Origin of the sequence: Aminicella lysinilytica, assembly GCF_004362975.1 — a bacterium.
Lineage (GTDB): Bacteria > Bacillota > Clostridia > Peptostreptococcales > Anaerovoracaceae > Aminicella > Aminicella lysinilytica.
On record NZ_SNXO01000006.1, the window covers coordinates 47,848 to 73,828 of the forward strand.

Annotated in this window: 19 protein-coding genes and 2 tRNA genes; all 21 read right to left on the reverse strand. The window is 41.6% G+C overall.

Translation table 11 applies throughout. The features are described 5' to 3' along the window. On the reverse strand, positions 1–1,086 hold the full coding sequence (mltG, locus tag EV211_RS02640; protein WP_133527885.1) for an endolytic transglycosylase MltG: 1,086 nt from the start codon (positions 1,084–1,086) through the stop codon (positions 1–3). A 69-nt stretch (positions 1,087–1,155) separates the two neighbouring features. After that, positions 1,156–1,716, reverse strand: a complete 561-nt coding sequence (gene efp / locus EV211_RS02645) for an elongation factor P (RefSeq protein ID WP_133527886.1) — start codon at positions 1,714–1,716, stop codon at positions 1,156–1,158. A 70-nt stretch (positions 1,717–1,786) separates the two neighbouring features. Then, positions 1,787–2,122 carry a YlbF family regulator gene (locus tag EV211_RS02650; RefSeq protein ID WP_133527887.1) on the reverse strand — a complete coding sequence of 112 codons (336 nt, stop codon included), beginning with the start codon at positions 2,120–2,122 and terminating at the stop codon, positions 1,787–1,789. 20 nt (positions 2,123–2,142) lie between these two features. Then, on the reverse strand, positions 2,143–4,107 hold the full coding sequence (locus EV211_RS02655) for a ribonuclease J (protein WP_330564517.1): 1,965 nt from the start codon (positions 4,105–4,107) through the stop codon (positions 2,143–2,145). A gap of 9 nt (positions 4,108–4,116) precedes the next feature. Beyond that, positions 4,117–6,588, reverse strand: a complete 2,472-nt coding sequence (gene leuS, locus EV211_RS02660) for a leucine--tRNA ligase (RefSeq protein WP_133527888.1) — start codon at positions 6,586–6,588, stop codon at positions 4,117–4,119. Positions 6,589–6,607: 19 nt separating this feature from the next. Further along, positions 6,608–7,516, reverse strand: coding sequence for a bis(5'-nucleosyl)-tetraphosphatase (symmetrical) YqeK (yqeK, locus tag EV211_RS02665; RefSeq protein ID WP_166635344.1), 909 nt, complete (start codon positions 7,514–7,516; stop codon positions 6,608–6,610). After that, positions 7,494–8,096 (reverse strand): nicotinate (nicotinamide) nucleotide adenylyltransferase, encoded by a 603-nt coding sequence (nadD, locus tag EV211_RS02670; RefSeq protein WP_133527890.1) that lies wholly within the window; start codon positions 8,094–8,096, stop codon positions 7,494–7,496. Before nadD ends, yqeK begins: the two co-directional genes overlap by 23 nt. A gap of 2 nt (positions 8,097–8,098) precedes the next feature. Beyond that, the gene (aspS, locus tag EV211_RS02675) at positions 8,099–9,868 is read right to left on the reverse strand and encodes an aspartate--tRNA ligase (protein ID WP_133527891.1); all 1,770 of its coding nucleotides are present in this window, start codon (positions 9,866–9,868) and stop codon (positions 8,099–8,101) included. A gap of 20 nt (positions 9,869–9,888) precedes the next feature. Beyond that, entirely contained in the window at positions 9,889–11,142 is a 1,254-nt protein-coding gene (hisS, locus tag EV211_RS02680) for a histidine--tRNA ligase (protein WP_133527892.1), read from the reverse strand. Further along, a complete protein-coding gene (gene hemZ, locus EV211_RS02685; RefSeq protein ID WP_166635345.1) occupies positions 11,143–12,531 on the reverse strand; it encodes a coproporphyrinogen dehydrogenase HemZ in 1,389 nt (462 codons plus the stop codon). It lies immediately after the preceding gene. Further along, positions 12,521–13,141, reverse strand: a complete 621-nt coding sequence (locus EV211_RS02690) for an MBL fold metallo-hydrolase (protein ID WP_133527894.1) — start codon at positions 13,139–13,141, stop codon at positions 12,521–12,523. Before EV211_RS02690 ends, hemZ begins: the two co-directional genes overlap by 11 nt. Positions 13,142–13,150: 9 nt before the next feature. Next, complete coding sequence (locus EV211_RS02695) at positions 13,151–15,355, reverse strand: RelA/SpoT family protein (RefSeq protein WP_133527895.1); 2,205 nt, start codon at positions 15,353–15,355, stop codon at positions 13,151–13,153. 24 nt (positions 15,356–15,379) lie between these two features. Beyond that, complete coding sequence (gene secD, locus EV211_RS02700; protein ID WP_133527896.1) at positions 15,380–17,806, reverse strand: protein translocase subunit SecD; 2,427 nt, start codon at positions 17,804–17,806, stop codon at positions 15,380–15,382. A gap of 183 nt (positions 17,807–17,989) precedes the next feature. Beyond that, positions 17,990–18,433, reverse strand: a complete 444-nt coding sequence (gene yajC / locus EV211_RS02705) for a preprotein translocase subunit YajC (protein WP_207667978.1) — start codon at positions 18,431–18,433, stop codon at positions 17,990–17,992. Positions 18,434–18,467: 34 nt separating this feature from the next. After that, positions 18,468–18,554: transfer RNA gene (locus tag EV211_RS02710), tRNA-Leu, on the reverse strand. A gap of 13 nt (positions 18,555–18,567) precedes the next feature. Then, a tRNA-Leu gene (locus tag EV211_RS02715) sits at positions 18,568–18,649 on the reverse strand. 28 nt (positions 18,650–18,677) lie between these two features. After that, positions 18,678–20,306, reverse strand: a complete 1,629-nt coding sequence (locus EV211_RS02720; protein WP_166635346.1) for an ABC transporter substrate-binding protein — start codon at positions 20,304–20,306, stop codon at positions 18,678–18,680. Positions 20,307–20,319: 13 nt separating this feature from the next. Continuing rightward, a complete protein-coding gene (gene coaE, locus EV211_RS02725; RefSeq protein ID WP_133527898.1) occupies positions 20,320–20,922 on the reverse strand; it encodes a dephospho-CoA kinase in 603 nt (200 codons plus the stop codon). A 3-nt stretch (positions 20,923–20,925) separates the two neighbouring features. Beyond that, positions 20,926–23,595 (reverse strand): DNA polymerase I, encoded by a 2,670-nt coding sequence (polA, locus tag EV211_RS02730; RefSeq protein WP_133527899.1) that lies wholly within the window; start codon positions 23,593–23,595, stop codon positions 20,926–20,928. A 7-nt stretch (positions 23,596–23,602) separates the two neighbouring features. Further along, entirely contained in the window at positions 23,603–24,859 is a 1,257-nt protein-coding gene (locus EV211_RS02735) for a CDP-glycerol glycerophosphotransferase family protein (protein WP_133527900.1), read from the reverse strand. Continuing rightward, complete coding sequence (locus EV211_RS02740; RefSeq protein ID WP_133527901.1) at positions 24,849–25,976, reverse strand: CDP-glycerol glycerophosphotransferase family protein; 1,128 nt, start codon at positions 25,974–25,976, stop codon at positions 24,849–24,851. The genes EV211_RS02735 and EV211_RS02740 overlap by 11 nt, the downstream gene beginning before the upstream one ends. Between the last annotated feature and the right edge of the window lie 5 nt (positions 25,977–25,981).

The window sequence follows — 25,981 nt, forward strand, 5'->3', positions numbered from 1 at the left end:
CTAATCGTTATCCTTCTCTGACTTATCTCTTGCTTCATAGTAAGCATCTTTATCCTTAAGAAACTGTTTATAAGTAACTGAAAATGACATTGAATCATCTAGTTTATCGCTGAGGATAAAATACATATATTTAGTGTCAGCAGGATATAAAGCGGCCTTTATAGAAGCTTCGCCGGGACAACAAATAGGTCCCGGTGGAAGTCCTGTATTCTGATAAGTATTGTAAGGCGAATTTACCTCTGTATCATCATTGGAAAGGTCTTTCTTCCTGTTATTATCTAGTCCCAGCACATATTGTACCGTTGAATCCATCTGTAATGGCATACCATCATCTAGTCTGTTGTATATGACGCTGGCTATTTTAGCCCTGTCTTTATCAACACCGCTTTCCTTCTCGATAATGGAAGCTACTATGATTATTTCATTTTCTGTGTAGCCAAGTTTCTTAGCTCTGGCTTTATACTTAGCTGTAAATATGGAATCATACTTTTTCAACATAGCATTGATTATAGTACTTCCATCAGCATTAGCAGCTACTGAATAAGTGCTTGGGAAAAGATAACCTTCAAGATTATGACTCCCGCTCTGAGCACCTTTCAGGAATGAATACTTACCTGTAAAGCTACCGCCTTCCAATAATGAGGTGAATTCAGTCTTATTAACTATGCCAAGTTTGGATAGTTTCTTAGCTACGTCGTACTCTGTATACCCTTCAGGTATAGTGAATGTAATATCATTTGTCTTTCCGCTTTCAATTATCTTAGCTATCTTATCCATGGAATACGAAGCAGACAGTGCATAGCTCCCTGCCTTATAATTGCCATCATAGCTTTTGAATTTGGAATAGTATTTGAAGGCATCTGCTGACTCTATAACGCCTTTCTTGACCAGTATCTGGCCTATGGATTCTGTAGTAGAACCCGATGGGATCGTAACAGTCACTACTGTTTTATCACTTGGATCGTATGCCTTAGCCATTTGATTCAAGGCAATAAGACAACCAACAAAGGCAAACACTACTAATATTAAGATAATAGCAAAGAGTTTGACTGTCGGATTCTTAAGCACTGTGGTCCTTTTACTCATATAACCCTCTCAATCATACAAATAGTAGAAATATCTAAAGGGACGTAAGAATACGTCCCTTCTTGTTCCTTACTTGGATCTTCCGAGATATTCGTCTGTCCTTGTATCTATCTGTATTTTCTCTCCGGTCTCTATGAAAATAGGTACCTGAACGACTGCTCCTGTCTCAACAGTAGCTGCTTTCGTTACGTTTGTGGCAGTATTGCCCTTAACACCCGGTTCCGTATCTGTTACTAACAGGTCAACAAAATTCGGAGCCTCTACCTGGAAAGGATTTCCATTATAGAACTTAATAGTTGCTTCATCATTTTCTCTCAGATACTTGATTGCATCTTCAACATCCTCTTTAGAAATAGGTACCTGTTCGAATGTCTCCTGATCCATGAAATAATAAAGTTCACCGTCATTATACAGATACTGCATCTGTTTGGTGTCTATATGAGCCTTAGGGAATTTATCATCAGGATTAAATGCATCCTCTCTGGTTGCTCCTGTAAGGATATTCTTATACTTAGTCCTTACGAAAGCTGCTCCCTTGCCAGGTTTAACATGCTGAAAATCCAGCACTACATGGGGCTCTCCGTTTAATTCAAAGGTAATACCTTTTCTAAAATCTCCTGCACTGATCATTGGTTTCTTATCTCCTTCTATATTTAAATCAATTAATTAACGTTCCTAGTCTTACATTATATCAAAAATCTTACTCGTTGCCAAGTCCTACAGCTTCTGCCAGCACTTTATACACATCGCTCATCATAAGAGAAAACCTCATCTCAGCCTGCAAATACTCAGCTGCAGAAGGATCTTTCATCAGTATGCTATACAGGTCCTGAACCTGCTGAGCCATGTCCTGAGGCATTTCTTCACCCATCATCTGCTTAGTCTGCTGTTCCATGTTCTTTCTTTCGAAATCTTTGATCATAGATGATATCTCTGGGTTCTGGTCGATCTTGACTTTTAATGCCTGATATTGCTTATATTCTTCTGATTCTCTTATGGACTGAGCAAGTCCGTGCGCCTGTTCATATACGTTCATAATTTACTCCATTCCGCCAACTACGCTTCCAGGAAAATCGGAAGAATAATTGGGCTTCTCTTAGTTTTACTGAATATATGCTTACGCATATCATCTCTAACTCCATTTTTAATAGTGCTCCAGTCCTTGAAACCGCCCTTCAGATTCTTTTCTATAGAATCATAAGCGACTTTCCTCATGTTATCCATAAGGTCTTCGTTTTCTTTAACATAGACGAATCCTCTGGATACTATTTCCGGACCGGATACTATAGTACCATTGCTGCGATCTACGGCAGCAGCCACTATTATGAGTCCTGATTCTGAAAGAAGCTTTCTGTCTCTCAGAACGATATTTCCTACATCACCTACTCCAAGTCCATCTACCAGGATGTCCTCGGCGCTGACAACATTCTTAAACTGAATGGCTTTCTTTCTATCGACTGTAAGCTGATCTCCATTGTCCAAAACGAAGATATTATCCTTCTTCATACCTAATTCCTGAGCCAGCTTGGCATGTCTTACCAGATGTCTATGCTCACCATGTACCGGCATGAAAAACTTCGGTTTGATCAGTGAATGCATCAACTTCAGATCTTCCTGACAAGCGTGTCCGGAAACATGTATGTCAGCTATATCATTGTAAATAACTTCAACTTCTTTTTCATAAAGCTTATTCACTACATTTGAAACAGTCTTCTCGTTTCCAGGTACGGGTGTTGACGATAATATTACCATGTCACCTTTCTTGAGCTTGACATTTCTATGTTCGTCAGCAGCCATCCTTGATAATGCGGACATTGGCTCTCCCTGACTTCCTGTGGTTATTATTACCAGTTCATTATCCGGTATGTTCTTGGTCTTGTTAAGATCCACATATGATCCCGGCGGTATCTTCAGATAACCAAGTTCTACGGCCAAAGTTACTACGTTTTCCATACTTCTCCCGGAAACTGCAAACTTTCTGCCGTATTTTGCAGCCAATTCTATGATCTTCTGTACACGATGTACGTTAGAAGAGAAAGTGGCTATCAGTATTCTATTCTTTGCTTCCCTGAATATACCATCAAGAGTCTCGCCAACTACCTTCTCTGACGGCGTAAACCCTGGCCTCAGCACATTAGTGCTGTCCGCCATCATAAGATCAACGCCCTTCTTGCCTAGTTCAGCAAGTTTAGCAAAGTCTATAGGTTCGCCATCTACAGGTGTATAGTCTATCTTAAAATCTCCCGTATGGAATATTCTGGCTGCCGGCGTTTCTATGCAGAGGCATATGGCATCTGCAATTGAATGAGTCGTTCTAATTGCCTCTACCTTGAATTCACCGACATTAAACTTATCTCCTGCGTTTATAGGCCTCAAGTCGCCCTTGAGTCCATGTTCATCAAGTTTGTTCTTTATCAGTCCTAAAGGAAGCTTGGTCCCATAAATAGGCACGTTTATCTGTTTTAACAGATAAGGCACACCGCCAATATGATCCTCATGGCCATGGGTTATTACAACACCCTTGACCTTCTTAGCATTCTTTACCAGATAACTGAAATCCGGTATGACCACATCTATTCCAAGCATCTCATCTTCCGGGAAAGACATTCCGCAGTCAATGACCAGTATCTGATCTTTGTACTCCAGGATGGTCATATTCTTGCCTATTTCATTAAGTCCACCTATAGGTATTATCTTAATGTTCTCGGCTTTCTTAACAGGCTTTCTTTCACTTTTTTCCAGTTTCTTTTTCATAGGAACGTTTTTACGTTCAGTGAGTCCAAGCTCTGCACCTATATCCTTCACATTAGTATTTCTGTGATTTACGGATCTACGGTTACTATTATTCTGATTGTGACCATTACCATTATGGTTACGACCACGATTATTGTTATTACCATTGCCATTGCCCTGATTATTCACTCTGGGTTTTGGCCTGTTTTGGTTATTATTGCCTGAGCCACCCGATCTTCTTGGAGTCGGCGTTGGATTATCAGGCTTTTTACTGTTAAAATCTCTCATAGATTCCCCTTACTTGACAACGTAATTTACAAGCTTCTCAGGAACCACTATAGTCTTGACGATGTTCTTACCTTCTAACAACGCTTTGATCTCCAAGTTATCATTTACAGCCTTCTCTAAGGCTGCTCTATCCAAACCGCTTGGCACATCCATCTTACCTTTGAGTTTTCCATTTACCTGAACTATGATCTCGATAGTATCCTGTACCAGTGCGCTATCATCATACTCAGGCCATGAAACATCTGCCAGGGAACCTTTGTGACCTAATTCCTGCCACATTTCCTCGCATATATGAGGCGTGAATGGATTCAATACTATCACCAGTTTATTGATAGCATCTGCAAGTAATGGTTGGTTGATATTCTTTAATTCCTTATACTTGTAAAGTTCATTTACCAATTCCATAATGGAGCTTATAGCCGTATTAAAGCTGAAGCGTCCGCTAACATCATCGGTAATTTTCTTGATTGTCGTATTCAACATATAATTTAACTTCTTGTCGTCTTCACTTATCACTTCATATGTATCTTCCTTGACATCATACTTAGTAACAAATTCATAAACCAGACGCCATACTCTGTTGAGGAACCTGTAACTTCCTTCAACGCCTGCGTCTGACCAATCCAACTCCCTGTCGGGAGGTGCTGCGAACAAAATGAAAAGCCTGGCTGTGTCAGCTCCGTACTTTTCTATGATTTCCTCGGGGCTAACGACATTGCCCAGAGATTTACTCATTTTCTTTCCGTCTTTGTTTACCATTCCTTGTGTAAGCAGGTTCTGGAATGGTTCCTCGTCTCTAACCAGACCGAGATCATGTAAAGCCATCATAAAGAATCTGGAATACATCAAATGAAGTATTGCATGCTCTACTCCACCGATATACTGGTCTACGCTCATCCAGTAATCAGTCTTTTTCTTATTGAACGCTTCTTTATCGTTCTTGGGATCACAGTATCTGAGGAAGTACCATGATGAATCAAGGAAGGTATCCATTGTGTCCATCTCACGTCTGGCCTTCTTGCCACACCTTGGGCAAGTACATTCTGCAAATGTTTTAGAAGTAGTAAGCGGAGATTCTCCTTTACCTGTGAATTCAACATCTGTAGGCAGCATAACCGGAAGGTTCTCTATTTTCTCTGGAACCCATCCACAGTCTTCGCATTCGATCATCGGGATCGGTGTGCCCCAATATCTCTGTCTCGAAATGAGCCAGTCACGAAGTTTATAATTAACTGTCTTTTGTCCTATACCCTTTTCATCGAGCCAATCTATCATGGCAGAGATTGCCTTGCGATTGTTCATACCGTTGAATTGAGCTGAATTGATCATAGTTCCTTCTGCTGCGAAAGCGCACTTAAGGTCATTGACATCTATGTCAGGATCCTTGGAATCTACAACCGGTATTATGTCCAGATCGAATTTCTTAGCAAAATCAAAGTCTCTCTGGTCATGAGCAGGTACGGCCATAATAGCTCCTGTACCATATCCCATGAGAACGTAGTCTGAAATAAAAATCGGAACTTTTTTCTCGTTGACCGGATTTATGGCATATTTACCGATGAATACGCCTGTCTTTTCATTAGAAGTTGAAGTACGCTCGATTTCGTTCATATGCTGAACTTTTTCAAGATACTCCTTAACAGGTTTCTCGTATTCAGTACCCTTTACCAGTTCCATAACATAAGGGTGCTCCGGGGCCATTACCATATAGGTACAGCCAAAGAGTGTGTCCGCACGTGTGGTGAAGACACGCATCTCTTTATCAGTGCCGTCGATCTTGAAATCGATGTTGGCTCCGATAGATTTACCTATCCAGTTCTTCTGCATGGTCTTCACTTTGTTTGGCCATCCAGGTAATTTATCCAGGTTTTCAAGCAGCCTGTCTGCGTAATCCGTGATCTTGAAATACCACTGGGAAAGATTCTTCTTTCCAACAGGTGTATGACAGCGTTCGCAGCAACCGTCAACTACCTGTTCATTTGCCAGCACCGTCTGACAGCTCGGGCACCAGTTCACCGGATTCTCTTTTTTATATGCAAGACCTTTATTATAAAACTGGATAAAGATCCACTGCATCCACTTGTAATAGTCAGGGTTGCAAGTCTGCACTTCCCTGTCCCAGTCATAGGAAAGTCCCAGTGTTCTAAGCTGGTCTTCCATTTCATGGATATTGTCCCATGTCCATTTAGATGGCTCCACGCCATGTTTGATGGCAGCATTCTCTGCCGGTAGTCCAAAAGAGTCGAAACCCATCGGATGAAGTACGTTAAAGCCCTGCATTTTCTTGAATCTGGCAACTATATCACCTATGGAATAGTTTCTCACATGACCCATGTGAAGCTTACCCGAAGGATAAGGAAACATTTCCAACACATAGTATTTTTCTTTGGTCTCATCATCAAGAGTGTTAAAACTCTCATTGTCTTTCCAGTACTTCTGCCATTTGCTTTCAATCACCTTGTGATTATACTTTTCTTCCATTTTCTTCTCCTTGACTATATTACTCTATATCTAAAAAGTTGCAGTCTCCCCACACCTTTTCGATATTATACTTCTCTCTCATTTCCTGGCTGAAAATATTAACTATTATGTCGCCATAGTCCATCAACATCCAACCGGAATTCTGTTTTCCTTCTATACTCTTCGGCAATATGCCGCTTTCTGCAAATTTATCTTCAACCGAGTCGGCCAGCGCTCCTACCTGTCTTTCTGAACCACCGCTGGCAATTATCAGATAGTCTGCGAATGATGACTTCTCGGATACATCGATTATAGTGATATCTATGGCCTGCTTAGCGTCAAGTACATGAGCTGCTTCCATGGCCAGACTTTTATTGTCCATTACTTTCTCCTTTAAAATTTTCTCAAAATATTCCTTAGCGTGCAATGTGTCCTCGTCAAGGTAATTACCTTGATCCAAAACGTATTCGGCTGTTCTGGTCAGGGACAAAAGGCAGGCTTTGTCTATGTCTTCGTCTGCGAGCTTTCTCAGTTCTTCGACACCGGGGTAATCTCGCCCCGGTTCAATGGCATCCGCTATGAAAACTACTTTTTCCAGAGGAGACATTCCTGGCCTTCCTGTGGTATGAAAGCTGACGGCATTGAGTATGTCCTGATCTTTTATGTCGAAATCTCTCTCCATGATCAAAGCTGCGAGTTTGCCATGGGCCAGATTGGGATTATCTCTATATCTGTCAGGAAGCCCCAACTCGTCAATTTTTCTATTCAGTGTTTCCTTATCTACACCGCGGAACATATCATGGTACAGAGCTGCAATTTCCGCTTTTTTCGGATCTGCTCCGTATTTTTCAGCAAGTCTGATAGCTGTAGTTCTCACACCTTCCGTGTGTACTCTCCGCTTTTCAGAGAAATGCTTTTCAATATATTCATTTATAGAGTCCGTGTTCATCGATATACCTTTCGATTCTCTGAGGAACATATTCGCCTATGGATCTGCCCTCCTTGATTGCTTCTTTTATTTCTGTTGAAGAAATATCCAGCATTCTGTTATGAAGGATCTTTACTTCTGCTCCATATTTCTCACTGTATTTATCAGCCTTGTATTCTACTACAGAAACATCGAACCTCGGTCTTGCTGCGACTGCAAAGGAATACTCCTCAAGAAGTTCATGTCCCTTGTACCAGCTTTCCAGGCTTACAAATGAATCCGTTCCCATCATAAACCAGATTTTAGTATCTTCCATTGATTTCTGAAGCAATTCCAGCGTTTTATATGTATAGGAAACGCTGCTCCTGTCAGTTTCTATAGTAGATACTTCAAATTTCTCATCTTCCTGAGCGGCTAGACGAGTCATTGCAACTCTGTCCTTCTCACTAGCCATTTTTTTTCCTAGTTTAAATGGGCTTACCTTGGTAGGTATCAGAATCACTTTAGTCAGATTCAGTTCTTCTATGGCTGCTTCAGCTATAGACAGATGTCCCAAATGGAATGGGTCAAAGCTGCCGCCTAAAATGCCTATTTCATTCATATCTACTTTAATTTGATTCCTAATTCATCTAACTGAGCTTCATCTACTGTGTTAGGTGCATCACTGACCATACACTGTGCATTCTGATTTTTCGGGAATGCCATTACGTCTCTGATACTGCTTTCACCAGCCAGGAGCATTACCATCCTATCCAAGCCGTAGGCCAATCCGCCATGAGGCGGTGTTCCATATTTGAAGGCTTCCAGAAGGAATCCAAACTTACGCTGACTTTCCTCCTTGGATATACCAAGAATATCGAACATCTTAGCTTGCAGATCTCTATCGTGGATTCTGATGCTTCCTCCTCCAAGTTCAACGCCGTTCAATACTATATCATAGGCGTCTGCTTTAACACTCATTGGATCAGTGTCAAGTTTAGGTATGTCCTCATCTTTTGGATGAGTGAATGGATGATGCATAGCCTTAACAACGCCTGTCTCATCGTCTTTCTCAAACATCGGAAAATCCGTGACCCAAAGCAGGTTGAACTTTTTGTCATCTAATAATCCCATACGGCCTGCAATATGACGACGCAGGAATCCAAGACTGTCAAAGACAACCTTTGATCTATCTGATACGATCAGGATCAGGTCACCTGCTTTAGCATTGAATTCGCCTGCGACTGAACCCAACTGGGCCTGGTCGAAGAATTTATTCACCGATGACTTATACTCATCAGCCTCCACGCGGAGCCATACCATGCCTTTTGCGCCATATGACTTCAGAGAATCCGCCAGCTTATCAAGGTCTTTCCTGCTGAATTTCTCAGAGCCGCCGTCAATGCAGATACCTCTGATATCGTCACCCTTGGCCAGAACATCTGCGAATACTTTAAACTCTGTATTTTTAATAGCTTCATTATTGCTCAGATCCACGAGTTCGAATCCAAATCTCGTATCAGGCTTGTCTGAACCATATCTTTCCATAGCTTCATCATAAGGTATTCGCCTTAGAGGAAGTTCAATGTCTGTGTCCATTAATTCCTTAAACAATCTCTTAAGGAATCCCTCCTGGATAGCCAAAACGTCATCTACGTCTACGAAGGACATTTCCAAGTCTATCTGTGTGAATTCAGGCTGTCTGTCTGCGCGCAGATCTTCATCTCTGAAGCATTTAGCGATCTGGAAGTAGCGATCTGTTCCGCCAACCATAAGCAACTGCTTGAACAGCTGTGGTGACTGAGGCAGAGCGTAGAACTGTCCGGGGCTGACTCTACTTGGTACCAGATAGTCTCTGGCGCCTTCAGGTGTTGATCTTTCCAGCATTGGAGTTTCAACATCTGTAAAGCCCTGCTCATCGAAATAATCCCGAGCAAGTTTGGTTATCTTATGTCTGAATGTAAGATTTCTCTGCATATGAGTCTTCCTCAAATCCAGATATCTATACTTGAGCCTGAGATTTTCATCAACATTATCGTCATCTTTAATATAAATAGGCGGAGTTTCGGCCTCAGAATAAATGACCAGATTACTTGCTATGACCTCTATATCTCCTGTTGGCAGATCGGGATTCTTGGAAGCCCTTTCTCTTACTTTACCTTTTACACCTATTACATATTCGCCTCGCAGACCTTCTGCAAGATCAAAGATATTCTTTGGAATAGTATCGTCGAATGTTATCTGAACGATTCCTGTTTTATCTCTGAGATCAACGAATATAAGCCCTCCCAAGCTTCTCTGCTTAGCTACCCATCCATTGAGTACGACTTCTTCTCCGATATTGTTCATGTTAAGGACGCCGCACATGTGTGTCCTTTTATATAATTGTGACATTTCTCACGCTCTCCTATAATCTATTTAGTCAACTCGTTTACCAGGTCTGACAACTTAACTTCCTTTTGTTCATGACTGGCCATATCCTTGACCTGTACTATTCCCTTGGCTATTTCGTCATCTCCGATAACTACTGTATATTTGGAATCCAGTCTTGCTGCATATTTGAACTGACCTTTTACATTTCTTTCCAAGTCGTCCATTTCAGCCTTGAGACCCTTCTGGTGTAGTTTTCTCAGTATGTTAAGCCCTTCTGCCTTGGCCGCCTCGCCCATAGTAACGATGAAGACTTCCACAGGTTCAGGTTTAGGGATCTCTACTCCGTTAGCATCCATCAGCATAAGTAGCCGCTCAATGCCCAATCCGAATCCTACTCCCGGGATCGGTGGTCCTCCAAGTTCCTCAACCAGGTCATCATAACGTCCGCCACCGCAAACAGTTCCCTGCGAGCCGATGCTCGTAGAAACAAATTCGAAAGCAGTTTTAGTGTAGTAGTCCAGACCTCTTACGATTCTTGGATTGATTGTGTATTCGATTCCCATGGAATCCAGGTTTTTCTGCACGTCTTCGAAAGCCTTCTTACAGTCGTCGCAAAGGAAATCAACCATCATAGGCGCATCCTTTACTATGTCCTGGCATATCTCAGATTTGCAGTCGATTATCCTCATAGGATTTCTCTCATATCTGTCCTTGCATGTATCACAAAGTTCATCGTAATGAGGCTTCAGAAATTCCCGCAACGCCTCTCTGTGTTTAGCTCTGCATTTAGGGCAGCCTACGCTGTTGATCTCAAGTTTTACGTCCTTGATACCCATTTCCGCCAGGAAATCATTTCCGATGCAGATAACATCTGTATCAGCAAGCATATTAGGAGTTCCGAATATTTCCACTCCGAACTGATGGAACTCGCGAAGTCGGCCCGACTGAGGTTTTTCATATCTGAAGCAAGGCGTTACGTAGTATATCTTAGTAGGCTGAACTTCAGCGTATGCTTTGCGTTCAATGAAAGCCCTGACTGCCGGTGAAGTCCCCTCTGGCTTAAGAGTCAGACTTCTGCCGCCAAAATCGTTGAAAGTATACATTTCCTTTTGTACGATATCTGTAGTATCACCAACGCCTCTGGTGAGAAGTTCTGTATGCTCGAATACCGGCGTCCTTATTTCTTTAAAGCCGTATCTTGCGCAGATCTCAGCAAACTTCTTCTCTACATAATGCCATCTGTAGACCTGATCCGGCATTATGTCCTTGGTGCCTTTTGGCGCGTTTGTTAACATTTATATTACCTCCTGTGTAAAAAATTTATTATCTTTACGTTCGCACATTTCGTCTATGCGATCTATATACTGTTCATAATTAGTGACGTTAGGTATACGCTCCAGCTTATCTGTCGATGGATAATAAACCTTGGAAATACCTCCCGCTCCTAAAGCAAGTATGGTCTGATGTTCATCCATTATCCTGATATTGTAGAGGCAGTCGCTGCCTTCTCTGCAGTATCCGGTGTTCTCGAAGAATCCGGCCATGTGCTTTTGCCTGTATAAATAATAAGGCCCAAAACCTTCCTTATTGAGTTTCTGCCGTGCTTCCGCCAGCATCTTCCCAACTGTTTCCGCCACTCTGTAGTGGTAATCTTCATCTATATCTTTCAATCTTGAAGCTCTCTTTACGGCCAGAGTGTGGATTGTTATGTTATCTGCTCCCATCTTTATGACCTTGTCAAGAGTTTCACTGAAGTCATGGCTGTCTTCTTCCGGCAAACCTGCAATAAGGTCTGCATTTATAGATCCAAAGCCTATTGATTTAGCCAGGTCAAAGGCTTTTACTATATCCTCCGGGCTATGGCTTCGGCCTATTAATTCAAGAGTCCTCGCCTTCATTGACTGTGGATTGATACTTATCCTGCCCACTCCATGGTCTTTCATGACCATAAGTTTATCTTCAGTAATAGTATCCGGCCTGCCCGCTTCTATAGTGAACTCCTTCAGTTCTGACAGATCCATATTCTTTTCCACCGCAACCAGCATTCTGTCAAGTTGCTCAGCCGTCAATGTCGTAGGGGTTCCACCGCCAATATATATGGTCTCAGGTCTGTCGCCCTTGGCTTTCATAGCATTACCCACGTAATCTATCTCATGTAATAGGGCGGGCATATACCTCTCGATTTCTGACCCCGGCACCTGGTTAGATGCAAAGGAGCAATAGAGACATCTGGTAGGACAAAATGGTATTCCTATATATATTCCCACTGTGTTCTTGCTCGGGTTACCATAACTATTATATTGGTGACTATATGTATCTACAATGAGTTTTGCTTTCTCTTCAGTGAGAAAGTACTCTCGAACAAGCACGTCCAATGCTTCCTCTCGAGAACTGTTGTGTATTATTTCTCCGGCTAGTTTTACCGGTCTGACGCCTGTCAATATTCCCCAGTCAGGCCTCTTTCCTGTGATTGCTGATAACTTACTGAACAATTCCCTCTTTATTTCATCCTTATCATGGCTTCCCTCAAGATTGACATGAAGAGCCGAATCCGTTAGAAATCCATCGTCTTCAAGCAATTCATAGTTAGTCGGCGATACGAACTCATCTATCAGTTCTCGCATGAGGCTAAGCTTGCTGAATCCGTGAATCTTAATTTTTATTTTAAATCCATTATCTGACAAATGGGTTGTTCTCCTTCTCATATCCAATCGTAGTTTTTTCCATATGTCCCGGCAATACCACCGTGTTATCAGGAAGTACGAATAGCCTTTCCCTGATGGACTTTATCAAAGCTCCGAAATCACCGCCGTAAAAATCCGTTCTTCCCACAGAAGAATTAAACAGCGTGTCTCCGCTGAAGACATAGCCTTCCATGATTATGCTCATTCCACCTGGTGTATGACCTGGCGTAAAAGCAAATGTAAGTTCCATGCTGCCTACTTCCAACTGTTCTCTATCCTTAACAAATTTATCAGCCTTAACAGTTATCGGCCTTCCGAATAATTCTATGGAACTGTTTAGGTCAGCGTTTTCCAGGAAATCCTTTTCTCCACAGTAAGCTATGACCTTCAACTGTGGAAACTCAGCCTTGAATTCGTCGACTCCACCCATATGATCTCCATGTCCATGAGTAATTATGATGTACTCAACATCCAGTCTTTCCTCTCTGATCTTCTCGGCTAGTTGTTTGCTGTAGCCGCCGGGATCGACGATAAATCCTTTGCCTGTCTCATCATATACCAAGTATGTATTGACCATTATAGGTCCCGTCGTATATCTGAATACTTTCATGTATCCTCCTTATGACTTAGATCTATAGACGCTGGTTACCCCAGGTACATTTCTAAGTGTTCTCTGCACTTTCTGCATTTGCTGAGTACTGGTAATAGATAACGTCAATGTTATACGCACTCTGTCGTCCTTATCTGACTTAGCATTCACACCCTCGATATTTATATCCAGATTTTCACAAGCCCTGGATATATCGGAGAATATGCCCTTTCTGTCATTTCCCAGTACAGTTATATCGGCAGCATATGACTTGCCCACCTTTAGATCTTCCCATTCTACATCTATGAATCTTGCCTGTTCATGTTCCGGCAAAGCCTGTATGTTAGAACAATCCTTGCGGTGAACTGATATTCCTCTGCCCTTTGTAATAAATCCTATTATCTCATCTCCCGGCACAGGATTGCAGCACTTGGATATTCTGATCATAAGATTCTTATATGTGGAGCCCTTGACAATTATGCCAGGGTTTTCTCTCCTCTGTCTCTCAGCTCTTTCTTTTTTGGCGTTATTCACCTGAAGAGCTTCTTCTTTTTCAGCCTGACGTTTCTGTTCTTTCTTAACATCCTCGTCAAAGTAACCGAACAAAATGTTTGCGAATTTGCTCAGCAGTGTTCCTCCCTGTGAAATCTGTGTATATGCTTCTTCCAGGGTAGCAAACTTCATTTCTTTAGTAGCACTGTTAAGATAAGCTGATTTAGCTACCAGTTGCGGATCATAGCCCTTCTTCCTTATGAATTTATCCAAGGCATCCTTGCCCTTAGCTACGTCATCGCCCTTGTTCTGTTTCTTAAGCCATTGGCGTATCTTGTTTCTGGCAGTAGAACTCCTGGCTATTTTCAACCAGTCTATGCTTGGACCTGAGGAATTTGATGATGTCACTATTTCAACTATATCGCCATTATTCAGTTCATGGTCTATGGTTACCATCTTTCCATTGACTTTAGCTCCTACGCAACGACAACCTACATCTGTATGTATCTTGAATGCGAAGTCCAACGGAGTTGACCCTGCCGGAAGATCTATTACTTCTCCCTTTGGTGTAAATACGAAAACCTGAGAAGCAAAGAGATCCATTTTCAGTGTTTCCATAAACTCCTTAGGATCATTAAGATCCTTCTGCCACTCCAGGGTCTGACGTAACCACGCCAGTTTCATATCTTCATTGTTCTGATTGCCGGATGTGTCACCTTCCTTGTACTTCCAGTGAGCAGCGATACCATATTCAGCTACCCTATGCATTTCATAGGTCCGTATCTGTATCTCGAATGGTTCCCCATGGTCTCCAAGAACTGTAGTATGCAGTGACTGATACATGTTCGGCTTAGGCATTGCTATGTAATCCTTAAATCTTCCCGGAATAGGTTTCCACATAGTGTGTACTTGTCCCAGTACTGCATAGCAATCGCGTACGTTATCTACAATAACGCGTATAGCCGTAAGATCGAATATCTCGTCAAGTTGTTTATGCTGCAGGACCATTTTCTTATAAACGCTGTATAAATGCTTGGATCTGCCCATGATATCATAGTGCATATCCATAGTGTCTAAAGCATCTTTGATTTCTTCAATGACATCGTTTATAAACTTCTCTCGCTGTTCCTTCTTCTCAGTTACTTCTGCTTTCAAAGTAGCATACTCCTGGGGATGAAGATACTTCAGTGAAATATCCTCCAGTTCAAATTTAATCGTATAAATTCCCAGTCTGCTTGCCAAAGGCGCATAAATGTCCAATGTTTCTTTGGATTTTTCTATTATCTTCTCAGGCCGCATATACTCGATGGTTCTCATATTATGCAATCTGTCTGCTAATTTTATTATCAGTACTCTAATATCCTTGGACATGGCCAAAAACATCTTCCTGAGGTTCTCTGCCTGAGCTTCTTCCTTATTATCAAATTTGATGGCGCCCAACTTAGTGACCCCATCAACCAATAGAGCGATTTCTTCGCTGAAATCATCAACTAACTGCTCTCTTGTGTATTCCGTATCCTCAACGACATCATGCAAAAGTCCACCTACCAGTGTGGCATCATCCATACCCAATTGGGCCAGGATAATCGCCACGGCAATAGGATGTATCAAATAAGGTTCTCCGCTCTTACGGAGCTGGCCTTCGTGAAGCTCTTTAGCTTTATCGAAGGCCTTCCCAATAAGTTCGGTATCATAGTCCTTATATTGTGATATTTCTTGTAAAAATTTTGCTTTTGTCTCCATCAGGACCGCTCCCGGTAATAATTATCAGTGTTTTTTCTTTTTTTTCTTATTCTTGCTCTTGCTGCCGCCGGTTCCTTTCTTGGAATTGCTCGCCGGTTTGTTAGCTTTTTCAGATTTTACAGTTTCTGTTTTCTTTTCAGTAGATTCAACATCTACCTGCGCTTCGATCTGGGCCTCCGTTGGCGGTTTCTCCAGTTTCATAGCCTTGGCCGCTTTCTTAGCTTCTATTCTCTGCTTAGCTTTCTGCTGAGCCATATACTTGGAAGCTTCCGCCTTCTTATTGAACTCGTAGTACAGTGGACTGCACAGGAATATTGAAGAATAAGTACCTGTAGCAACTCCGACCATCAACGGAAGTATGAACTGCGACAACTGTGTAGATACCAATACCAGTAACGGTACAATGGAAATCAGTGTCGTCATAGATGTCATTACCGATCTGTCTAAGGTCTGATTTATACTGTGATCCAGTATCTGCATAGTCGGCTTTCCTCGCATCAGATGCGAATTCTCTCGGACTCGATCGAATATTACTATAGTATCGTTTATAGAATATCCTACTACCGTAAGTATGGCTGCTATGAATGGGTTGTTCACAGTTATTCCAAATATGGCATAGACCGCTATCATGACCAGTACATCATGTAATATACCTGCTATAGCGGCAACTCCGTATTTCCATGATCTGAATCTGAATATAATATAGAGCAACATGCCCAATGCCGCTATTATTATGGATTTGACGGCGTTATTCTTGATTTCCTTGCCTATGGTGCCTCCAAATTCTTCTGAGGCCACTACAGAATCATCATTCAAGCTGTATTTTTCTTCTATAGTCTTCTGTACTTTGTCACGGCCCGCGGCATCAAGAGCTTTAGTAGTCTTGATGATGACCTCATGCTTGTCAGCGCCTGAATATACTATTTCAGGATTCAAATCATAAGATTTGATTGTTTTTTCAACCTCACTGATGGCTACCTTTTGTCCCAGATCCATCTGGATCATAGTACCGCCGGTAAAGTCGATTCCGTAATTGAATCCCTTGAATCCCAGCGTTACGAGGCCTGCAATTATAACTACCGCACTTATGCAATAGAATATCTTTCTCTTCTCTATGAAATGGAATTCCTTCTTTACCAGTTTCTTAGGAGTTCCATCCGGTTTGCATCCGAAGAATGCGTTCCTTGCGAATTTACTGTCTGCCAGAGCACCTACGAACAACTGTGTAATAACAACAGCTGTAAAGATGCTGACTACTATACTTATCATCAATGTTACAGCAAATCCCTTAACTGTAGTCGATCCCAGTTCGTACAATACTACGGTGGCGATCAGCGTGGTTATCTGGGCATCCAATACCGTAGTCAAGGCATGCTTGAATCCCTGATCCACGGCTACCCGGATGGATCGGCCGAGGCCGATTTCCTCCTTTATTCGCGAGAATATGATTACATTAGCATCTACGGCCATACCTATTCCAAGTACGATACCGGCTATACCCGGTAAGGTAAGAACGGCGCCCATTGCCGACATTATCCAAAGCACGAGCATTATGTACAATGTAAGTGCTATATCTGCAAACAGACCTAACAGGTTATACATCAGCAGCATCAGTATAAATACCAGACCTAAGCCTATAGCTCCTGCCACTATACTCTTATTCAGAGCATTGGCGCCTATAGTGGCAGTCTGCACTGATGATGAAACCTCTTTAAGTGATACAGGAAGAGCTCCGCCCTTGATCAATGCTGCAGTTTCTGTTGCTTCTGCCTTAGTGGCTCCGCCGCTTCCGTAGGTTATTTCACATGAATCGTTATTGATTTCACTACTTGTCGTTGGAGCGCTTATTACTTTATTATCCAACCATATCACGATAGCAGTTTTATCAACTGTATTTCCATCTGTATCAGTTACTGTTGCAGATACATCTCCTGATGAAGATCGTGACGTTGCTTCAGCAAATTTGCTCTGTCCTTTGGATGTAAAGTCTAAGACAACCTTATATCCTCCGTTTTCTGAATCTGATTCGGCCGATGCATTCTTTATGTCATCACCTGTCAGGTACTCAGTACCGTCTGCCAGTGTGAATCTCAGTTTCGCTGTCTGACCGATTCTGTCTATAGCTGTCTTGGCGTCCTTGACGCCCGGCATTTCTATTCTTAATCTATTATTTCCTTCTACACTTACATTCGCATTTGATACGCCCATGGAGTCTACACGTCTGTTAAGTACTTCCTTGGTACGATCCATAGTTTCTGTAAGTGCTGTACCTGACTGTGTCCCTGTATTCGCCTGCATAACAACGTATACTCCGCCGTTGATATCCAGACCATAGGTCAATTCATCCTTTATGTTCTTCACAGAGCCTATGCCGAATACCGACACATAAGCACCGAAGACAACGAGGATCACTATGATGATACTCAGGACTTTTTTTACTTTTGAATTCATTTTGTCATTCTCACCTTCCGTTTTTTTTCTCATTTTTTCCTATCTGGAAAAATGATTACATTAATCTTTATTTTACTACATTTTCAACGTTTCTTCAAGTTTTATAGTATTCTTTTTGACCTAAAAAATAGAAAATCTCCAACTTTAGGAGATTTTCTAAATATTTGCTTTCTCTATTAATTACTATTCGCTCTTCTTCGCATCGTCAGACGACTCTTCTTTATCGCTTGAAACCTTCTTCAGTCTTCTTGGAGCAGATTTACGCGATGTCTCTTCTTCATCATCGTCGAAATCTTCCTTAGCTGTTGACTCAGCAGGTCTGTTGCTCTTGGACACTACCGAAGATACAGCCCATCTCATTACTTCAAACTTGAGCTTATCAGCACCGACTTGAATGATAAGTGTTTCATCCTTAGTCTTAACGATCTTACCACAGATACCGCCTATAGTGATTACTTCATCACCAACTCTAATGGCATCTCTCATGGCTTTAACAGTCTTTTCCTTCTTCTTCTGCGGTCTTACCAGCAAGAAGTACATAAGGATAATAAAGGCAACCAGGATAAGCATCTGGAAAGCGAATCCAGTGGTGCTCTTCGTTGCTAACAAAATAGTACCTAACTTCATAAAAATCCTCCTAAAAGTGAACTATCATTCTTAATGGTGCCGGCGATGGGGGTCGAACCCATACGGTGTCACCACCACAGGATTTTGAATCCTGCACGTCTGCCAATTCCATCACGCCGGCATAAAAAAATAAATGGTGCGGCTGACTGGACTCGAACCAGCACGGTTGCCCACACGCCCCTCAAGCGTGCGCGTCTGCCATTCCGCCACAGCCGCACATTTAACAGCGCCCTTGCGCCATTACTTAATTGCTGTCTTCATATGTATCAGAAGCCTTATCCGGCGTAACTGTCTTCTTCCACTGCCATGTGCTTATACCACGGTAGTGGTCAAAGAACGTTGGCTTCACATCGGAAGTAAACCTGCTCACAGTGATAAAAGAATACTCCTTATAACACAAGCAATAATATGGGATGTCATCGACCAGCTCTTTTCTGAGGTCTTCATAAGCTGACTTCTGTTCATCCGCAGTAAGTGTCGTCTCTAATTTATCTACTGCCGAAACGACAACACTATTACTATAATTCAAATCGTTGCCTTTGTCAAACAAATCTCGTAAATTATATGATTTATCGAAAGAAAAACCTCCTACTACTAAATCAAAATCACCGCTTTTAATGGCTGATTTATAGGCACTCCAGCCGATTTTCTTAAGATTGATTTTAATTCCGATGTTAGTTAATTCTTCTCCGATAGTTGCAGCCGCATCTGCTCTGGAATTGTCGTTACTGTTCACGATCAATGTCAGAGAAAGTTCTTTACCCTTACTGTCTTCCAGGATACCGTCATCATCACTGTCGGCATATCCTGCTGACTTAAGCATTTTAACAGCCTTAGACTGATCATATTTGTACTGATCGCCTTTATTTTTTGTTCCAAGAAAGCCCGGATAGAATATCGTATCCGTGGTAATTGCATCTCCACCGTAATTATCCTTCACCAAAGATTTAGTATCTACGGCGTAGGCAATGGCTTTACGTATGTTCTTCTGTGACAAAACACTGTTTTTAAAGTTGAATCCCAGATATTCTCCTTCGTTAGACTTGATCTCGGCACATTTAAGGTTCTTATCTTCAGCATCGGATTTAGCCGTGTTCGAGGTGCTTACATAGCCTGTTATAGCGTCTGTAGTAACAAAAGACATAGCCTTCGAATAGTATCTCAACAGTTTGAAATTGATTTTATTCTTGGCTGTATCTCCATAGTAATCTTCATTCGGAACCAGCTTCAGATAGGATTTTTTATCATAAGAAGAATACTTATACTGACCGCTACCCATTGGTTTATATCCTGAATCCTTCGAATAATCACTGCTTGACACTATAGGAAAAGTTAGGTTATCCAAAGCTGCATCTTTACTGCTCTTAAAGCTAACCGTTACGCTATTGCCTGACCCAGTAACAGAGTCTATTTTGTTCGCATAAACATAGTATGGACTTTTGCTGCCTATGCTTTTTATCTCTCTGACTGTATATATGACATCCTCCGCAGTCAAAGACGAACCATCGCTGAAATCAGCATTTTTTAACTTTATTGACACACTGCCCGAGTGGGTTGTGTAAGACGACACCAAGTCCTTCTTTATGTTAAGATCACTGTCAAGCTCGAACAAACTACTGTATATCATCTGCGTTATATAGTATGTATCATCATCCTTAGAGGATAGTGGGTTCAAAGAGCTTATCCTGTGCATAGGGATGTATACCGTGTTGCTGGTAACATATTTGGAGTCAGAAGTGCCGCTCGATGTAGTGTCTGAAGTAGTCGTACTATCTGAGTTAGCCATAATTATGACCGAAATACCGCTGATCAGCACCACTACAACAATTATCACAATAATGATGTGACTGTGCAGAAAATCTAATGTCCTCAATATTATATTATCTTTAGGCGGTTTCAACATACTTACTTATAAGGGCGTCTACCTGATGATAGAGCTCATCCTTCCCTTTCGAATTATCTATTATTTCCTGAGACATGGCCCTCTTCTTATCCTCGGGCATCTGACTGCTTATCCTGTTTAATATGTCATCTTTCAAAGCATCGTCTCTGACCATTACTCTTTCTATTCTGGTGTCTATATCTGCGGTTACGAGCCATACGGCATCTACGCTTTCCTCAGCGCCGGTCTCGAAAAGTATCGGTGCATCGAGAAATATTATATCATAAGTACCACTGCAACGTAAATGCTTAATTTCAGCATTTACAGAATCTATGACACCTTTAGTGACTATGGACTCAAGGAGTCTTTTTTTGTCCGCATCAACAAAAACAAGCCTTGCCAGCTTTCCGCGGTCCAGGTTTCCGTCTTTGTCGACAAATTCTGCGCCGAAGGCGTCCAGTATCCGCTCAGTGGCGGGGGTGTTTGCCGTAGTCATGTCCCTGGCCCGTTGGTCAGCGTCTATAACATAGTATCCTTTTTCTTTTAAATAATCCGAGACCGTAGATTTTCCCGTTCCGATCCCGCCTGTTATACCAATGACTTTCATATATCAATCCTTCAAATCATACCAGGTCTTACCTGTGTTAAGATCGCAGGTGAGTTTCACTTTAAGTTTCATGGCATTTTCCATATTCCTCACCAGCAACTCCTTCACCGCGTCTAATTCATCATCTACAGCGTTGATTATCAATTCATCATGTATCTGCAGGATCAATGTGGACTTCATACGCTTATCTTTCAATTCCTTATAGACATCATTCATGGCTATCTTTATTATATCGGCAGCACTGCCCTGTATCGGGCTGTTCATGGCCAGCCTCTCGCCGAACTGTCTCGTCATATAATTCGAAGAATTTATTTCAGGTATGTACCGTCTGCGGCCACAGAGGGTAAGGGAATACCCCTTCTCTTTCCCCGATTTTACCTGATCATCCAGATATTTTTTTACTGCTTCATGCTTTTCGAAGTACTCGGATATATAGTTTTCCGCATCTTTTCTGGTAATGTGAAGTTCCTCGGAAAGACCGAAGCTGCTCATACCATATATTACGCCAAAATTAACGGCTTTAGCCCTGCTTCTGTCTAAAGAAGTAACCTTGTCATAGTCAATATCAAATACACGGGCAGCAGTCTTTCTATGTATGTCCTCACCGCTGTTAAATGCGCTTATGAGATTTTCATCACCTGAAAGGTGTGCCATTATTCTCAATTCGATCTGTGAGTAGTCAGCGCCTATCAGGGTGTGCCCTTCCTCTGCAACAAAGGCCTTCCTCAGTTGTCTTCCTATTTCATAACGTACAGGTATATTCTGCAGGTTCGGCTCAGTACAGCTCAATCTTCCTGTAGCCGCTACTGTTTGCTGGAAATGAGCGTGGATCTTACCGTCTTTCCCTATAAGCCCACTCAGACCTTCCACATAGGTACTGTTGAGTTTGGTCATCGTCCTGTATTGCAGAATCATCGACACTACGGAGTTTTTATCTTTTAACTTTTCTAATACGTCTGCGCTGGTACTGTATCCTCGCTTAGTCTTCTTTCCGGAAGGCAAACCCAGTTTCTCGAAAAGTATGACTCCCAGCTGAGCAGGCGAATTGATGTTGAATTCCTCACCGCAGATCTCAAAAATAGCAGATTCCAGTTTTGCTATTTCTTCTTTAAGTTTTATTCCCGTTTCACTGAGCATGCTCTTGTCCACTGTAACTCCGCAGTTTTCCATAGACGCCAGCGCCCGTATCAGCGGGAATTCAATTTCATTGCATAGTTGCGAGAGATTATTTGCCTCAAGTCTTTCTTTCTGTTTATGTGACAAAGCAATGCAAACTCTGCACCAGTCCAGGCCGTAGTCTTCATAATCTGCTTCCGATTGGCCCAGCAGGTCTGTCTGGCCGCTGGCTTCCATCATTTCTTTCTCTGATTTAATATCAAAATGCAACTCTTCAAGGGCCATGGTTTTAATGTCGTAGGTTGACTTTGACGGATCCAGAACATACTGTGCAACAGCTGTATCAAAGGCTGTGGTTATATCTTCCGCTCCGCAACTATATAAATCATAATAATCCTTTACCAGGTCATGGCCGATAAATCTGAACTTTTTCCTGTTCAACAGTTCTGCCAGCGCCTTGACAGTATCGCCGCCTGAAGATATGTAATAGTATTCTTTATCATAGAGTATGGCGATACCTTCGATCAACGGAGCGCTTACGTGATTATGATCTCCAAAGATCTTTATTGCCACTTCTGAATCGTCGGGAATAATATCCAGTTCTGTTACTGCATCTGCACTGTTGATTTCATGTTTATTATAGTTATCAGTATTGCTGTCCATTTCAGGTTCCACGCCAAGATCTTCTGAAGTAACATTCAGTCTCTTCAGGAAACTGTTGAATTCCAGCTTCTTATAGATCTCTACAAGGGACTTGTAATCCGGTTCAGTGACCTTCATATCCTTGATATCGAAATCTATGGGCACGTTGGTATTGATCTCAGCAAGTTTTCTGCTCATGGCAGCAAGCTGTGCGTTATCCTCTACTTTGGCCTTCAACTTCTCATTCTTGATATTATCAGTGTTGGCCAGTAGTTCAGCCACTGATCCAAACTCCTTCAGCAGTTTTATGCCCGTCTTCTCACCCACTCCAGGTATTCCGGGTATATTGTCTGACTGATCGCCCATGAGTCCTTTCAGGTCGATAAACTGCTCAGGCGTAAGTTCATATCTTTCTATCATTTTATCGCGGTCATATAAGTCAAATTCTGATATACCCTTTCTGGTTATGAGTATATGTGTCTTATCAGTCGCTAATTGAAGAGCATCCTTATCACCTGTTATAATAAGCGGCTCCAGCCCTTCTTCTTCGCCGGCCCTGGCCACCGTCCCTATAATATCATCAGCCTCGAAACCGTCGATTTCAAGGTTTTCTATGTTCATGGCATTAAGGATATCCTTCATCAAAGGTAACTCCATAGCAAGTTCCGTAGGCATTTTTTTCCTGCCGGCCTTGTAGTCAGCGTACGCCTTATGCCTGAACGTAGGCGTTTTTTTGTCCCAGGCGACGGCCATATAGTCAGGATCATAATCATCCATGATTTTGCCGAGCATATTCAAAAACCCAAAGATACCCTGAGTATATATACCCTCCTTGGTTATCATTGGTCTCTGCATAGCGTAATAAGCCCTGTTAATAAGGCTGTTGCCGTCTATTATCACTAACCTGTCGCCCATATCGGCCTCACTCTCTGCTGTCTTCAAAGAATAACTTTTCTATGACTCTCTCTGCTGCATGTCCATCATCCTTATAGTCGTACTTTTTAACAAATGCCTCGTATTTTGCGTCCGGCGTTGTCTTTGCTGATTTGATTGCATCTACTAATGCTGATTCATTTTTTACTATAGGTCCAGGTAATTCATCGGTACTTATGTAAAAGCCTCTCAATGAATCTCTGTATTCTTCCATGTCGTACATATAGAATATTTCGGGTCTCCTCAGATTGGCGTAGTCAAAGAATACACTTGAGTAATCCGTAACAAGCATATCAGATACAAGAAAAGCCCCATTCACATCATCATGATCCGAAACATTATACACGAATCCTTTGTATTTCTCGAAATCGAAATTATTAGCCACAAGGTAGTGGGCTCTGAACAATATGATGTAATCATCTGACAGTTTTTCCCTTAGATAATCAAAATCAACATTAAGCTGATATGTGTAGCCTACACCACTGACATGCTGATTATCTCTCCATGTAGGAGCATATAGTATTACCTTCTTATTGCCTATATCATCTATGCCCATTTCCCGTTTCAGAGCCTTGATATCGTCCTCAGTGGCAGTATAAAGTTCATCATTGCGAGGATAGCCCTCTTCTATGATGGCATTTTCCTTACCTGCAGCCTTCATATTCCATGCGCTTATGAATTTATCGCTGGCGTAGGCAGACGGTGACAAAAAGTAAGTAAATCTTTCAGTATCTGTTCTGTATTTTTCTCTGATTTCTTCTATAGAATTCATTACATTGTCTGATTTGACAAGGTCATAACCCAGTCTCTTTAACGGGGTACCATGCCAGCATTGGACATAGATCTGGTCCTTCTTAGGCCAGTAGTAATCAAGCATTCTATAGTTTGATATCCAGTAACCTGCTCTTGCAAGATATTTTCGTTCTTCTTCGCTTTTCGAGCTAATTACCTTAGTATTCCTGTTATTTTCCAGGAAAGAGTATTTTTCAGGCTCCAGAAAGCTCCATACGAAACAATAATCGCTGAATCGGTCATCCTTGAGCATTTCTTTATATATAGCCTTAGGCGAATCTCCATAGCTCCTGCCACTGAATGTCTGAAAATATATCAGTTTGTTGTCAGTAGTAGTTTTATCCCTGATCCTGACGAATTTGTTCCGTTCAAACCTATCTCTGGCCCCTCTTGCGAATTTCCTGAAAGTTGTATTCCTTTTGGCAATATCCATTATTATTTTTTTAATTTTCATAGACTAACCTTTCGATAAATTCTGAAAGCTGTTTAGTACAGTCTGCCATATCTATATCAACATACTTCTTACGGAAAATCCTAAGCGCATCCATATCATACGCTGAATCGAAACTGCTTATCATTTCATCGCAATTTCTGAAAGCATATTTCCCGATGGCTTCAGACTCAAAATCCATATTGAGTCCATTGTACTTTCCATATTCATTAACATCATAAATATACAGAAATAATGGAATATCTCTTAAACTGGATTCAACTACAAAAGACGAATAGTCGCTTATAACGATATCCGCTACTTCCAGCATATCATATGACAAAAAGTCATTATCATAAATGACTCCTTCTCTTTTCTCATAACTCTCATTGTCGATTTCAAGTGGATGAAGACGTACAACCAGATTAAACCTGTTAAAATCAAGCCGGTCTATTATCCCATTTACGTCTACGCCTCTACCACGTCTCATAGTCGGCACATAAATAATGTTTTTCTTATTCTTATCTTCAAGTTCAGGGTATTTCCTGAATATCGCCTTCCTTATATCGGGTTTTCTTTGATTAATATAATCTATTCTCGGTAAACCAATCTTGGTGATTTTATCTTTGGTACAACCAAAGCCTTTGCAGAAATACTCAGCCGTAACATCGCTTGAACAAAGAACGTAATCGTAGTTATGATGCATTTTCATTTCTGTTGCAACTACTTCTGAAGATCCATCCTCTCTGCCAACAGTCTCACAGCCAAACTTTTTGACAGCGCTGAGAGCATGCCATGTCTGAATGCATGCAGTGTTCTTTTTGTGCCTGAGTATGCTAAGAAGTATGCAGTATGAATCCGTCACAATGACCTTGGATGTGGCGAAACTGTGCATCTGTGAAAACATATGCAGGAAATACCCGAAAGTATTTCCCACACCTTTGTCCAGCTTTTTGCACAGTACATCTACCTGCAATGAACTATTATTTTCTATATTTTCTCTGAGCATACGAAAATCAAGAGTTTCCGTATTGCTCTGTCTGCTGACAAATGTAACTTTATTCTTTTGCTTCAAAGGCTTGAAGAAAAGATATATGAAATTCATCATCAGAACAAATATTCTAAGTAAGATTTTCTTCACTATTC